The following is a 13,864-nucleotide window of genomic DNA, read 5'->3' as shown; positions in this document are numbered from 1 at the left end:
CTCCTTCTTGATTTACTAACTGTTATACATTCTTTTTTAATCAATTATATTCCTGCTATTTCTTTCGATTAAGTAATACAGCTAGTAGTACTTTCGGATGAAAAAGATGAAATGGACTACGAATTAAATTCATCACTCTTACTAGTCGAATATAAACGTTAGAATCACTTGCTGAAAGTCGGTATATTTGTTTTGTATACCATAGCTGGACATACTGTTTCATCGTTAACTCTCTCTTGAGCTGAGGATGACGTGATATTTCCGTTGTTGTCATTTCCCAAGGAGTTTGTATGATGTTAGTAGCTTTTTTATAAAATTGTTGTGTAAATGTTTTATCAAGCTGTTTTTTACCTTGCAGAAGTAATTGCAATTGGTGTGCCTCCATAGCTGCGACTGAAACCCCTTGGCCGAAAACGGGATCAAAACGACATTGTGCATCTCCAACTACTAACAATCCTTCTGGTAAATTATTCACTAAATCAAATCGTCGACGTACTTGATAAGGAATTTTGTATATCTTTATATCAGTAATCCCCTTAGCTTTGTTTAGAAAATCTGTAACATTAGAAATTAATAGATTTTCAGCAAAATCATAAAACTCATCATCAGTTTGTGGTGCTTTCTCATTTGCATATCCACTGAAAGTAACGAAATAACGATTATCTTCAATCTTTTGAACAAGAACACCATAAGGATTTTCTGGAAAACTTGGAGACATCAGCATATTACAGTAGTCTAATTTCTCATTTTCTTTGAGTTTAAACATTCTAGTTGCGTAAAATAAATCAATACGTACTTTTTCTTCTTGCACGTCAACATTGTATGCTCGTAACCACTCTATACTTTTTGAACCAAATCCACTCGCATCAACAACAATATCTGCATGGATCTCTTCTTTATTTCCTGTATGTAAACATTTCGTTTTTACTCCGTACACTTTATTAAGCTTTTCATTTACTACTAACCCTTCAACCACTGTTTCATATTTAATAGTAATATTTGAAACTTGTTCAATTCGTTTTTGAATATGTGATTCGAGCATTGAACGACTTTGCTGAATCATATGCACATCTCCTATGAATGATTGTTTCCATAAACCAAATTGATGCCATTTCAAATCATGCGTAAAGTTATTTTCGATGCTGCCTGCTGCTATTAACTCATTCGTAATAGTAGGAAACAATTCCTCAATTGCTTTTTCTCCGCCTTTTAATAACACATGAGGATGATTGCCTTGTGGAACTCTTTTCCTCGAATCTTTTCCATCCCATTCTTCATCGGCTTCTATAATGATTACTTCTTTAAAAAAACTTGATAATGCTTTCGCTGCAAGTTTCCCTGCCATACTTCCGCCAATAACAATAGCCTTATTAAACATATTTCCCCCCCTTAATGAAAAGAGATCCTGTCGTATTTAAATGAAACAGGATCTAAACGAATAAATTCTAAATTAAAATACATTAGTAAATTGCAACGTTAAAATTAAAATACCTAAACCCCATACGTAATACGCGAATACTTTTAATGAATGACGTTTTAAATATTGAATCATCCATGAAACAGCTATGTATCCAAAAAATGCTGCTGATAACGTTCCGACAATTAAAGATGTATTAGAAATAGATTCTGCTTTCCCTTGAAAAACATCTACAAATTGCAAAATGATAGCTCCGACGATTGCTGGTGTCGACAGTAAAAAAGAAAAGTAAGCAGCCGTTTCACGGTCTAATTTTCTCCATAATGCAGCGACAATTGTCATACCAGAACGAGAAATCGCCGGAAAAATAGCTGCTGCTTGAAATGAGCCGATAATTAATGCGTCTTTATATGTTATGTCATCCATTTTTTTACGACCATTCTTTTGTTTATCTGCCATGTAGAGAAAGAATCCCGTCACTAAAAACTCCCAACCAATCGTGATTCCTGTTTTTGAAATATCTTCAAAGAAGTCTTTAAATAATAAGCCAATTACAACAGCAGGTATTGTCCCGACGATAAGTAATAACATTAGCTTTGAAAATGGATTTTTAATTAAATATATAAATTCTTTTTTGTAATAAATAAACACCGCGAGTAAAGTTCCAATATGCAGCATCGTATCTAAAAACAATCCCGCTTCATCTAATTGAAACAAATGTCTTCCTAAATAAAGATGTCCTGTACTACTGATCGGCAAAAACTCTGTTAAACCTTGTATAATTCCTAATATAAAAGCTTCTAACCAATTCATGATGGTCCCCTTTCTCGTTTGCTTGTACCAATATATGAAGGTTAAATTTTCGATATGAAAAAAACTATATTTCTCTATGAATTTACTTTTATTTTATGGATATATATGTAAAGAGTATTAAGGAGGGTTAATATGTGGAAGCACACAAAATTCGGTAATGTATTACTTTGGGTGGGACCTATCCTTGTGTTTTTAGGGTTATGTATGACAAATGTGATTTCAGATATTCCTTTCTTTGAGGGAAAACATAAAACGCTTGGTATTGTACTTATATGTATAGGTGTAATCTGTTTTATTGCTGCGAATCATTTAAAGAAAGGGGAAAAATATGAAGAATGAAGCTAAACGAAAAAACAATCCTGGCATATTACCTAGGATTGTTTTTTGTTAATGTTGATTATTTGTAGAATACTTTATCAACGTTATATTTCGCTTTGTATTCATTAATGATATATGTTTCGTAAATTTCTCTTTCTGTTGGGTCTTCTACGATACATGCATCAATGCGGTATACTTCATCACGGTGATTTTTAATTGGTGAAACATTATCTTCAAAATGCTTTTTAATACGTTGTCTAATTTTACGAGCTTTACCTACGAAAAGCAGTTCGTCATTAATATTGTAAAACATAAAAATGCCGCCTTTATCTCTAGGGAACAAGTGGAAATCGATAAATCCATTAATTGGAGTAATGATTGGCTCGTCTCCTTTAATAACTTGTTTACGTTCAGTAATTGAAACATCAGCTTCAGGAATATTAATTTTAATCAAGTTCATTCACGTCCTCTTTTATTATAAAGATAAATAATAGCATACATAAGTGAGAAAAGCTATGTTCAGAGGTATATTTCATTTTATAATTCAAATATTATAGGTGTATCATGTAAACTGTTCTTCCAAATCATATGATCACTGGATTCTCCCCAGTAATCTTTCAATACATAGCTAGGTTTTCCAAACTTTTTTGTCCATATACTTTGCGCATTTTTGTATCCACTATCTAAACAATATTCTGTTATTCCTCTGCTTTGTAATGTAAGAAACATTGTATGCAGTAATAAACTCCCTATACCTTTTCTTTGATACTCCGGAAGTATGAATATAGTTCCTATTTCATACAAATTCTTAAGCGCACCACCTGTACAACTAGTAATCAATGTACTTGCCGGACCGATTTCAATTGTCCCAATGATTTTATCGTTACTTGTATCTATTGCTAACAAAAAGTAACGATTTTCTCCATTACTATCAAAATCACTTTTCAAATATTGCTTTTTTGAGTTAATTTCATTTTCTATGTCATCCAATAATTGTGATAATCCTTCGTCTTTATATGTATTCGTAATAACTATACGGAAAAACAAGTGAAGTTCCTCTAAATCATCCGAATTCGGTCTTCTAATTCCAACGTTATACATGATTTAAATCTCCATTCTATGCAATTGTTAAAACCATACTTTATTTACTCTATTCAACATTATTCTACAAAGCCCTGCATAGATCCAACAGTATAAAAAGCTCAGTATAAATATTGATAAACTAATTTTTATATCCATAGTTGTATGAATAGTAGGACCAAGTACTGGAAAACGGAAAATATCTAGAACAATCATAATTCCTATAAGTAGACAAATCGCAGAAAAGGAAACCACCCAAATTCTCCTCTTGAATTGTATAAAGGAAAGTCCTAAAGCTATACCTAATAAGCCTGTAGTAAAGGGAAACACAATTAGTTCACTCGGCTCAATAATAAATAATAGGAAAATAGTAAGAATATAAGAAAGTACCCCCTCACGAATAGAGTAGCAAATAGCAAAAAAAATTGGTAACGTCGCAAAAGGACTAATGAATAACCCTATACCAGGAATTAAGTTCCCCGCTGCTTGAAACATGGTGGCCAATGCACTCATTAATGCTGTAATCACTAACTTATTTGCTAGAGAAAATTTTCTTTTATGAACAAAGTTCGTATCATACTCTATCATCAGTTGATACCAATAACGTACAAACCGATTCATTAAAATACCCCCTAAAGATACCTCATTCATTACTTTCTATATTATTCATACACTTATGGTTTATGAGTTACTTTCTGCTAGTAATGAATGACTATACAATAGATGCTTATACATTGAAGATTTTTAGGGGACAAGTTAAGTCGCGCGTTTTGGAAACAGAATAAATACCTTATCTTTTTAGACTGAGAATTTATATTGTATTAAGGAATAATTTCAAAAATGGTACCTTTATTAAAATCAGTTACTTTCATAGAACCGTAAACCCCTAAATATAATCTTGTTTGATCCAAATTTGTTCCTAGACTCATATAATAAGCTGCTTGCGTACCAAAATCATAATTGGTTTCAATAGTATGAAAGTCAGCATGTTTACCGTCTGTACCTGCCCTAGTATAGGCTAAAACACCCTTAATTGGAGACTGAGATTCTTCTTTCTTGGCGAGGTCAGTAAAAACAACACTCCCTGTCAAATTTGGAATTGTATTTCCCATATATGGCTGAACTCCTGTAAGTGAAGTTCCTCCAAACTTATCGGGTCTGGAATCTTTATGAAAATAACTAAGTAGCGGCAGAATACGCCTCGCTGAAATTTGTATTGTTTCATCATAATAAGCCATTGTTCTCTCATCCAAAGTCTGATTTTCGGAACAATGCCGTATAAAAGAAGTAGGTAAATCCCCTTCCCATCCTCTCCAACCAAAATTGATAAACCCCTCTTGATTGAGAGTGAGCCTCATAAAATGCATTTGAACAAGTTCTGTAACCGGTATAGGTTTATATTGAACAAATGAAAAAATAGACTCTACAATATCCTGTCCGACATTTCCAGCATATTTCACATATTGATTATAAAACCGTTGAAATGAAATACCCGTTATATTACGTACTCCTTTTGCGATTACTGTAAGTGTTTCTTGTATAGATAAAGGAAGTTCATTAAAGCGTGTAACTACTGGAGGATTATTTATAAATGTATTTTTACTTACATCTATTTCAATTATTTTACCTGCTATTTCTAAATCATCTTGGCTTAAATTAAATGGATCATAGCCTGATCCACCATCTCCATTTGTAAAAACAAGTTTTCCAGTCTCAGGTGAAAAGTTTAAACTATTGACTCCGTTATGATTAAAAAATGGTCTTCTTACATTCAGTAATGTTCGTCGCTTTTGAGCTTGATCATTAGATTGTAAAGTCCATTCTTCAACTGTATCAATGTGATCATATTGCGTATTTCTATTAACCCACTTTAAGTTTAACGTTTTAGGGTCACAAGGATTCGGTTTAAATTGTTCAGAAAGTGCACCTGGCCCTTGAGTTCCAGCTACTGAATAATGAAGATAAAATAACCCATTTTGATAAAATTGTGGATGAAATGCTAGTCCGAGTAATCCTCGTTCATCATACCCACTACTAGAAACACCTTCTTCAAATGTACCTAATTTGATAATTCGTTGACGAATATCTAAAAATGTCTTTATAACTCCATCTCCTATGTGAAAAATCTCTCCTAATTGGGTTGCAATAAATAGTCTTTCAGTTGAATCGCCTGGAAGTATACTTGTTTTCAATACAGTTGGTAAATTTACGTTATGAACAATGGGTCGTAAACTAACTTTAACTTTTGTCAACTAACTGTACACTCCTTTTTTCTCTTTTTTATAGAAGAATATGATTAGAGTAGTTCTGTTAGTATCAAATAAATCACATTCCTTTTTATTACAATTTTGTATATAATATAATTATAAATAATCTGGGGGACGAACTATGACAATCGTACTACAAATCATCTTACCACTAATTTTCGCAATCTATTTATTTACCCTCCATCGCCATACGACTATTGGAAAAGCCGCTTTTCTTTTAGCAGTCATTATAGGGATTTTCGGTTTAGAGAACATTTTTCAACATGCTAGTCTAACAGATCATGCTATTTATCCATATTGGGGCAGTTTGAAGGCTGTTGTTATCGTTTTATCAGTCGTATTTCTATTTAAAAAAGGGGGTTTAACAGGGAAATATTGATTTGTAATGCTGTACATATTTTCTTGTTGGATTGCTTTTATTTTATAAAAGAAGAAATATTTATGTGAAAACAAGAAGGGATGTGTTACATATGTCTATAAATATTATTTCAATAGTCTCTATCATAATATGGATTGTATTAATTACAGAACTTATAAAACCTTCAAAAGAACAGAATGGACGAAAAATAGTAACTTTAGTAACTGCTGGTTCCGCATCAACACTAATTTTGACGGTTTCATTTATTCAAGATATCCCGTTTTGGAATTGATAGTGATATAACTAACAATAATATGTATAAATAAAAAGATTAGGATTCACTCCTAATCTTTTTATTTTTGGGTAGCACCACATACCTAGCAAGCTAAGGTCTTGAAGTAGCCCCTAAACAAAAATTTTAATTTTTCTACAGTAATTTATGTGAATTCAACTCGTTTTTGGGAACAATGCATTTCTTAAGTTTATGGCGATGTAGCGGGACACCCATTTGTTCAATTGGATACTACATGAAATTATAAAATTAGTACCGTACATATTGGTTCACTTATCTAGTCTAAAGGTAAGTATGTGGTCCTTTTACAATTTGAATTTCTTTTTAAACTTCTTATATTTTCTGTACGAACGTCTAACAATGTTTAACATAAAATACGGTATTTTAACAGGGAAAGGCAATTTATAAATGAAAGGAAAATAAAAGGTGAAATATGCCTTTTCTAGGTCTTTCCACTTACTATCTTCTTTTGTTTTTAAGAAATCAGATACATCGACTACATATCCCCTTCCTTTTTCCATCATCACATTTTTCCCGTGAACATCACAAGGAGTTAATCCTTGTTCCCTCGCATACTCTAAAGCCTCATTGATATCAAGTATTACCTGCTTAGGAATTTTAATCCCCTTATGAATAGCATCGTATAAGGTAATTTCTTTTAAACATTTCAATACTATGAAATTTTCTCCTTTATATATAAGCTTTGAATAAGAAGGATGATCTCCAATTCTTCGGTATACTTCTGACTCTTTTTCAATTCCTTCTCCTTCTCGCACGTAAACTTTCACTACCCAATCTTTGTATTCTCTGTGCATGAATACTGCGGCATAATTACCTGTTCCTAAACACTTCCAAAGTCTAGGAATATCTTTAACTACTACAGGCTCGAATTCATCCTCACTTCTTATGCTTACCTCTTTTAATAATTCGTCCTTTATCAATCTCACAAAACTATTTATACTCATCATTCCCACTCCGGTTTTGCTAAAAGGGGGTCCACCCACATTTTAACGAAAATATACACTAAGCGAATTTTAGCATAAAACGAGTCATCTTTCTTCTTAAAACAAAAAGCTACCTCGTTTTATTTGAACTGTTGAATACTTAATATTTATTCCGTTATTCATAGCCAAAAACCGTAAGACATAAAAATATTTCTAACTATTTTCATTTTTTCAGAGTCAACTGTATAGGGCTTTTCTTAGTGCAAGTTCTCTTAATTCATTTCCCATGCTAAATCTTTTATAATCTAAAACATTGTTTAGAAGCGTAGCAAGGGTTTGTTAATGGTTCAATTCTTGTTCCGCTACTATCTTTGTTAGCTAACACTTTTATTGTTTTAATAATCTTTTGTTTAATTCCCACAATGCTGTTTTGTTGCTATCCCATTTCAAAAACATTACTGCTTCCTCAAAACATAACCATTTATAATTGAAGTATTCTTTAGATAATAATATGTTTTTTGTAGGGACTTTAACTCCAAAAGAAAATTCTTTTATTACATAAACCTCTTCTCCCCAAAGGAATCCTCCAACTACATCCTCTACTGGTAGTGAAGACACAGAATCTAATTGTATATATGGACATTCTCTTGTAATACCAGCCTCTTCAAACGCTTCCCGTTTTGCTGATTCAATAGGAATCTCACCGTCTTCTCCGCCACCAGCTATTCCTTGCCAATAACTATAATCACTTCGGTTAAAAATGGCATATTGAATAGAATCGTCAGTTTTTATATAAGGAAATATCAATACTTGATAGGGTGCTCTCATTACTTAACCTCTTCTCGAAAATAAGTTTTAAATCAATATGAATAAAGAGCCGACATCACAATTCTACATTATTAATGCAGATTTATAATGTCGGCCCTCTATTTTTAAAGAATTTTATTTTTCATAAACAGGCTTACTCTTAACTGAGGAAAAACTGATTATTCCCTGTCGAATGTGTATAGCATGGTTTTTCCTAAATGTTAGCAATGCCCCATGTTATTCAATTGCGCCAGCAACGTCATAATCATTTAAATCTAATTCAATCGGCTGTCCGAGCGCTAGTTTAGCAAGTTCCGCTCCTAGGTATGGACCAGCTGTTAAACCCGAAGCTCCTAATCCATTCGCAACGAGAATTCCTTCAAAGTTAGGTAGTGGTCCGATAACAGGTAAGAATCCTGGCGTGAATGGTCTGAATCCAACTCTCGTTTCAAGCATTGTAGCATTTTCTAAGCCAGGTGCAATTGCTAATGCCTTATGGAATACTTCATGTAAACCACCTACTGTTACACGATGATCGAAACCAGTATCATTCTCATGTGTCGCACCAATTACGACATGACCATTGTCAAACGTTAAAATATATTGATCGTTTGGTGGCATAACAACTGGCATATTTTCTGTGGCTGTATTTTCTATTTGCAGATGAACAATTTGTCCTTTTTGGAACGTAACTAAGAAATTAATTCCTAATGGGTTCAAGATTTCGTTCGCCCATGCGCCTGCAGTTATAATAACCTTTTCTGCTAAAATTGTTTTATCGTTTACTGTAACTCCCGTAATATGATTCCCTTCACGTACTAATACTGCATCACCTTTTATAAAAGTTGCACCATGTTTTTTCGCAGCACTTATTAATGCGTTACGTAATAATCTTCCATTTACTCGTGCAGCACCACTAATATGAACCGAACTATATTCCTCTGATAATGCTGGGAATAATTTTTTCGTTTCTTCAGCTGATAAGCGAGTGATTTCACCAATCTCTGGTGCATCTTCACGTCGTTTATAAGCTCGCTCTTCCATTTGATCTAACTTTTTCTCATCAGTATGTAAACTAATTGCACCTACACGGTTGTATCCTGTATCCGTTTCACCGTCTTCTTCTAATTGCTGAATTAACGAAGAATAGTAACGTGCACCGCCTTTAACGATTTTATACCACGCTTTATTACGACGCTGTGATAGCCATGGACATACAATACCTGCTCCTGCATCAGTTGCTTGCCCTAATTGTTGACGATCCACGATAGTAACATTCGCACCAGCCTTAGCAAGATGATAAGCAGTAGACGCTCCTAAAATTCCAGATCCAACTACAATATATGATTTCATTTCAAACACCTTTTCTCTTTTGCTAATTATATAAATATAAGAACATTCCTTAGTATAATGGAAGGAATACTTTTTTCAATGTACTCATCACAATTAATTGTTGTAGCATTGTGACTTTCCTAATCATTATTTTTTCTTCTTACGGAATAATTCAATTGTTTTATAGCCTTGTGAAAGGATTTCTATCATTTTCTCTAGACGTTTTTCACGTGTTTTTTCTTGTTTTACAGAAAAAAGATTACGTGCCCAATCTTTCTGATATCCAGGCGTTAAACTTTGATAAAACTTAAGTTCATTTGGATGATTAGCTAATAATGCTTCAACATCTTTAATTCGATCTGCATAATCGGCAACACATTGACTCATAGCAGGTGTTTTCGTTGCTTTTTTCTTTTCACGTTTTAAACCTATAACAGTAAAGACATCATCCATACTTACCATTCGAGCAAATTTAATTTCGCTTTCTCCCACATATCCATCTTCCCCAACGCTTAATGCCGGAAACATCTCATCACGGTGAATAAAAGTACTATAACGAGAATTACCTTTTTTCGGATATGCGAAGAACACGTAACCTTTTTCAATTAGTAATTCTTCATTACTAATAATAAAATTCGTTTGTTTTACCATTTCATCAAGCGTTTCTACAAAAATAAAAATAGCATCGTGTTCTTTTGAAAATGCGGTTTCTTTACCTGTAAAAATCTCATAATCACTTGGTTCGTTAATAACGACCATATTTGTATACTTATTAAGTTTCAATTTATCAATAACTGACATAATAATCTTCCTTTACATTCAAAATTCATTGTACATACTTTTTCGTACTGTTCTAGTGTATTATATGTATTAAGAAAATCAAACTTTAAATCGTATCATTCTTTTACAAAAGAACATGATTTTTTACTAAAAGGAGTGGTTTTATGCCATATGTAATCCGAGATGAAGGGCTAGTTTTACAAGGGGATGATGGAAAAGAACCAGTTTTTCATACATATGAAGAAGCTGAGGAAACATTAAAAACATTAACTATACCGCAGTTTCCGAAACATATTAGATCAAAACCATTTACACCAAAAACAATAAAAATAGCCGATTCTGAATAAGAACCGGCTATTTGTTTATTCATAACTTAATAGAAAATAAAGTATATAAAAGCTCTCTGTATTGCTCTTCTGTAACCTCACGCTTAGTTTTTGCTCCATAAATAATTTCAGTTACACTATTATTCGTTAAAGAGACATGGCCAGAGTCCGTCAATTTCACTGCAATTGGTCCTTTATTAAAAATAGACTTCTCATCTTCTACCACTCTTCTTTGAACATCATTTACTACTATCTCATCAATAATATGTTTATAAAAAGCATGACAAACTTTCCATTCTCCATCAGTATCTATTCTTTCTAAAACATAATTTCCTTTACTCGTATCTTTTCGTCTCACCCGGTACGATCCATTTTTTGAAGCAACAGACTCACCAGTAAAAGGTACAGGAACAAGAGGTACTAACGAAGCTATACCTACATCAATTAAATACTGTACATTATCATAAGTTAAAATAATTGTTATATGGCCATCCTTAAGTGCCCATGCATTTCTATCATTTTTATAAACCGTACCTAGTGCCAGTTGTACATCATAGCCACAGCCTTTTAAAAAATAGTAAAAAAGAGTATTTAATTCATAACATAGGCCACCACGACAGTTCATTAAGATTTTCTCTTGTAAGTTTTCTTTGGAAATTACTTTTGCATTGCCTGCTATAACATCTAAATTCTCAAATGGTATAGTATGTGCAAATGCAAAGAGTATTGTATTTAATTCTTCAAACGTTACTTCAGCACGATTTTCAAGGCTCAACCGTGTAAAAAGCTTATGTTGTAGACTCGTCATATTCAGCACCCCTTAAAAATTTATAAGTTTAAATAATATATGCTGATTGTAAATTTTAAGGGGCACTGTAACAACGTACATTTCATTTAACTGTACCGGTACAAAAATTATAATCAATGAGGTAACTTAATGTGAGAATTAAAATAGGAGGCATCATTACAAATGCTTTTCTGTAATTACTTCTTTTTGGAGCAAACCAAAAGCTACGAATATAAATTTAATAGTTTATCTATAGGCAAATTATTAATATCACTTAAATCAACAAAATATTGAAGTTGCCACATTTGGCTCTTTTTAGCTTGATTGCTAACAGTGGTATCCCAAACAGGATAAATTCTCATTGCCATTTTCCCTGTTTGACTTTGCGTTCTCAATATTTTTTCTTTAAGAAGAATCTCTTTAGGAAAAATAAATTGTCCTAGTTTATTCTCGTTAATACAAGTGATAACTAATAAATCAGGAGCAGCGTCATAAGAGAAAGCTTTATTTCGCATATTTTCATCTTTCTCCCAAAAAGAAACAAATTGCCCAACTTTATTAGGCGTAATTTTTGATACCCTAAAACGAACGCTTTTGTTATTTAAGTAAAACATTCCACCTGCATACTCTGAGTTTTGCTTTTCTTCTTTTAGATTCGTAATCATTAAGTTGTTAGGTTTGTAAACTATATTGTTTAAATTTTGGATTATATTATTTAAATTGTGCAAGAAAACTCCCCCTTTATTCATCTTTTAGTTTATCACAAACATCAGTTCTTATATATCGTATAGGTTGCATATAGTCATGAACGACGTGAAAAAGAGGAATTTAGTAGGATATGATTATCACTTTAATTTACTTAATTTTTCAATAGCTTGTTGCTCAGTTGCTAAGTAAAAAATGTCATTCCCTTTATTACATTCATAAATGAAGTCTTTTAAGCTTTTACTAGTGTAAATAGCGAAATCCCCAATGATAGCAATCTTTACTTTGTAGTTTATAAACTTTTGAAGTATATCACCCGCAAGACGTGTTTTTAGGTTAAAGAAATCTTCACTTATTAATGATTTATGGATGATAATATGCTTTGAATCTACTTCATATTGAACTGTTGCCATAAGATCCAATGCAGATTGAACATCTGATATCACTACTGTATCGTTTTTTATGACTGCTATATTTATTCCACTGGTTACTATTTTCTTTATTTCCATAGTCTCACTCCTTTACAATGTTTAAGGCATTTATTAAACATGTTTTGCAACTCTTCATTAATACACATAAATGATTTGTCCTTGCTTAATTTTCTCCCTATGTTGTTGTAAATTTACATTGTTTTAAATATTTTCATACGGTCAATGAAATTAAGGATGATCTATCTTTTAACTATTTTTGAAAATTTATGTCTCCACAATAACATAATAAACTATCAAAAGTACTAATTTCGGCATACGGTTGTATTTCGGTATTATTCTTAGTCTTCTGAGGGTTAAACCATACTCCCTTTATATTCGCATTTTGACAACCAGCGATATCCTTTTCTAAGTCATCTCCAACAAAGAGCACATCTTCTGGTTCCATATTAAACTCATTTAATGCTAATTCAAAAATACGCTTGTCAGGTTTATTACATCCTGCTTCTTCAGAAAAAATGATTGTTTCAAAATATCTTTTTAAATTCGTGTTAAATATTTTAGCTTTTTGCCTCTGCGTTGAGCCGTTTGTAATAATACCAACTTTAATATGCATCTTGATACTATTTAAGAAATTAATAGTATTTTGGTTTATAGAAAAACATTTAGGGAAATTATGATTCCAAAAATCTTGAATATAATCCTTTGGTAATCGATATTTCGGTGGAAATTCATCAAATAAAGACTCCAAAACTGTCGTTTTATCACCAATGCCGTATTCCCTTTTATCGTATTCTTTGAATTTCTGTAACATATTGTTTTTAACTACATCATTAACATCCCCATAACACTTCTCTAAAACAAATAAAAACAATTTATCTACTGCCTTATCCCTATCAAGTAACGTATCATCTAAATCAAACAGCATAGCTTTATAACTCCTCAAATCATTCTAGCATTATGTACATCTCTCCAAGTTCGTACCTTTAAACTTTTGGTTTAGCAAGAGCACTGTTATGTAGTGATTAAAGATTAAACAGAAACTAGACAAAAGAAATCTAAAGTTTGTGGTACATACTTTAGTGTTACGGTAACTTCTTCTATATTGAAATTCTTTTCCCTCTTCTGGTAAAGAAGCAAAAGTATATTTTCACACAGTTTAAGAAATCATATATATTTTACATTATTATACATTGGTTCTTCGTACATA

The 13,864-nt window shown here is 32.3% G+C and carries 18 protein-coding genes; 4 read left to right on the top strand and 14 right to left on the bottom strand.

Annotated features, from left to right (window positions below; translation table 11 throughout):
- Positions 1-55: 55 nt before the first annotated feature.
- Positions 56-1,378 (bottom strand): NAD(P)/FAD-dependent oxidoreductase, encoded by a 1,323-nt coding sequence (locus tag COK05_RS17690; protein WP_098613619.1) that lies wholly within the window; start codon positions 1,376-1,378, stop codon positions 56-58.
- Positions 1,379-1,450: 72 nt separating this feature from the next.
- Complete coding sequence (locus tag COK05_RS17685) at positions 1,451-2,230, bottom strand: undecaprenyl-diphosphate phosphatase (protein WP_098613618.1); 780 nt, start codon at positions 2,228-2,230, stop codon at positions 1,451-1,453.
- 132 nt (positions 2,231-2,362) lie between these two features.
- On the opposite strand from COK05_RS17685, the gene COK05_RS17680 reads away from it, so the two are divergent.
- A complete protein-coding gene (locus COK05_RS17680) occupies positions 2,363-2,569 on the top strand; it encodes a hypothetical protein (RefSeq protein ID WP_098613617.1) in 207 nt (68 codons plus the stop codon).
- A 58-nt stretch (positions 2,570-2,627) separates the two neighbouring features.
- On the opposite strand, the gene COK05_RS17675 is transcribed toward COK05_RS17680, so the two are convergent.
- The 4 genes from COK05_RS17675 to COK05_RS17660 all read right to left on the bottom strand — a co-directional run bounded on the left by COK05_RS17675 (position 2,628) and on the right by COK05_RS17660 (position 5,880).
- Positions 2,628-3,008 (bottom strand): nucleotide excision repair endonuclease, encoded by a 381-nt coding sequence (locus COK05_RS17675; RefSeq protein ID WP_001048941.1) that lies wholly within the window; start codon positions 3,006-3,008, stop codon positions 2,628-2,630.
- A gap of 77 nt (positions 3,009-3,085) precedes the next feature.
- Positions 3,086-3,649, bottom strand: coding sequence for a GNAT family N-acetyltransferase (locus COK05_RS17670; RefSeq protein ID WP_098613616.1), 564 nt, complete (start codon positions 3,647-3,649; stop codon positions 3,086-3,088).
- Between the two features lie 27 nt (positions 3,650-3,676).
- On the bottom strand, positions 3,677-4,249 hold the full coding sequence (locus tag COK05_RS17665) for a hypothetical protein (RefSeq protein WP_098613615.1): 573 nt from the start codon (positions 4,247-4,249) through the stop codon (positions 3,677-3,679).
- A gap of 200 nt (positions 4,250-4,449) precedes the next feature.
- Positions 4,450-5,880 (bottom strand): PQQ-dependent sugar dehydrogenase, encoded by a 1,431-nt coding sequence (locus COK05_RS17660; protein WP_098613614.1) that lies wholly within the window; start codon positions 5,878-5,880, stop codon positions 4,450-4,452.
- A gap of 136 nt (positions 5,881-6,016) precedes the next feature.
- Between COK05_RS17660 and COK05_RS17655 the strand changes: the two genes are divergently transcribed.
- Together COK05_RS17655 and COK05_RS17650 are read left to right on the top strand one after the other, a co-directional pair.
- Positions 6,017-6,274, top strand: coding sequence for a hypothetical protein (locus COK05_RS17655; protein ID WP_098613613.1), 258 nt, complete (start codon positions 6,017-6,019; stop codon positions 6,272-6,274).
- A gap of 91 nt (positions 6,275-6,365) precedes the next feature.
- A complete protein-coding gene (locus COK05_RS17650) occupies positions 6,366-6,545 on the top strand; it encodes a hypothetical protein (protein WP_098613612.1) in 180 nt (59 codons plus the stop codon).
- A gap of 305 nt (positions 6,546-6,850) precedes the next feature.
- On the opposite strand, the gene COK05_RS17645 is transcribed toward COK05_RS17650, so the two are convergent.
- The 4 genes from COK05_RS17645 to COK05_RS17630 all read right to left on the bottom strand — a co-directional run bounded on the left by COK05_RS17645 (position 6,851) and on the right by COK05_RS17630 (position 10,429).
- Positions 6,851-7,519 carry a serine/threonine protein kinase gene (locus tag COK05_RS17645; protein ID WP_141539148.1) on the bottom strand — a complete coding sequence of 223 codons (669 nt, stop codon included), beginning with the start codon at positions 7,517-7,519 and terminating at the stop codon, positions 6,851-6,853.
- Between the two features lie 357 nt (positions 7,520-7,876).
- Positions 7,877-8,317, bottom strand: coding sequence for an NUDIX hydrolase (locus tag COK05_RS17640; protein ID WP_098613610.1), 441 nt, complete (start codon positions 8,315-8,317; stop codon positions 7,877-7,879).
- A gap of 216 nt (positions 8,318-8,533) precedes the next feature.
- A complete protein-coding gene (locus tag COK05_RS17635) occupies positions 8,534-9,649 on the bottom strand; it encodes an NAD(P)/FAD-dependent oxidoreductase (protein WP_098613714.1) in 1,116 nt (371 codons plus the stop codon).
- 126 nt (positions 9,650-9,775) lie between these two features.
- Positions 9,776-10,429, bottom strand: a complete 654-nt coding sequence (locus tag COK05_RS17630) for a YdeI/OmpD-associated family protein (protein ID WP_098613609.1) — start codon at positions 10,427-10,429, stop codon at positions 9,776-9,778.
- Between the two features lie 143 nt (positions 10,430-10,572).
- Between COK05_RS17630 and COK05_RS17625 the strand changes: the two genes are divergently transcribed.
- The gene (locus tag COK05_RS17625) at positions 10,573-10,755 is read left to right on the top strand and encodes a hypothetical protein (protein ID WP_098613608.1); all 183 of its coding nucleotides are present in this window, start codon (positions 10,573-10,575) and stop codon (positions 10,753-10,755) included.
- Positions 10,756-10,774: 19 nt separating this feature from the next.
- Here the strand turns inward: COK05_RS17625 and COK05_RS17620 are convergent, their stop codons facing one another.
- From COK05_RS17620 to COK05_RS17605, 4 genes are all read right to left on the bottom strand, one after another.
- Positions 10,775-11,542 carry an arylamine N-acetyltransferase family protein gene (locus COK05_RS17620; RefSeq protein WP_098613607.1) on the bottom strand — a complete coding sequence of 256 codons (768 nt, stop codon included), beginning with the start codon at positions 11,540-11,542 and terminating at the stop codon, positions 10,775-10,777.
- A gap of 203 nt (positions 11,543-11,745) precedes the next feature.
- Positions 11,746-12,270 (bottom strand): MepB family protein, encoded by a 525-nt coding sequence (locus tag COK05_RS17615; RefSeq protein ID WP_098613606.1) that lies wholly within the window; start codon positions 12,268-12,270, stop codon positions 11,746-11,748.
- A 96-nt stretch (positions 12,271-12,366) separates the two neighbouring features.
- On the bottom strand, positions 12,367-12,735 hold the full coding sequence (locus tag COK05_RS17610) for a DUF4180 domain-containing protein (protein ID WP_098613605.1): 369 nt from the start codon (positions 12,733-12,735) through the stop codon (positions 12,367-12,369).
- Positions 12,736-12,907: 172 nt separating this feature from the next.
- Positions 12,908-13,582, bottom strand: a complete 675-nt coding sequence (locus COK05_RS17605) for an HAD family hydrolase (protein ID WP_141539146.1) — start codon at positions 13,580-13,582, stop codon at positions 12,908-12,910.
- Positions 13,583-13,864 lie beyond the last annotated feature (282 nt).

This window comes from Bacillus cereus (assembly GCF_002567495.1).
Taxonomy (GTDB): Bacteria; Bacillota; Bacilli; order Bacillales; family Bacillaceae_G; genus Bacillus_A; species Bacillus_A cereus_AQ.
The sequence above is the reverse complement of the archived record's forward strand: the minus strand, read 5'-3'. Positions and strand labels throughout refer to the sequence as shown.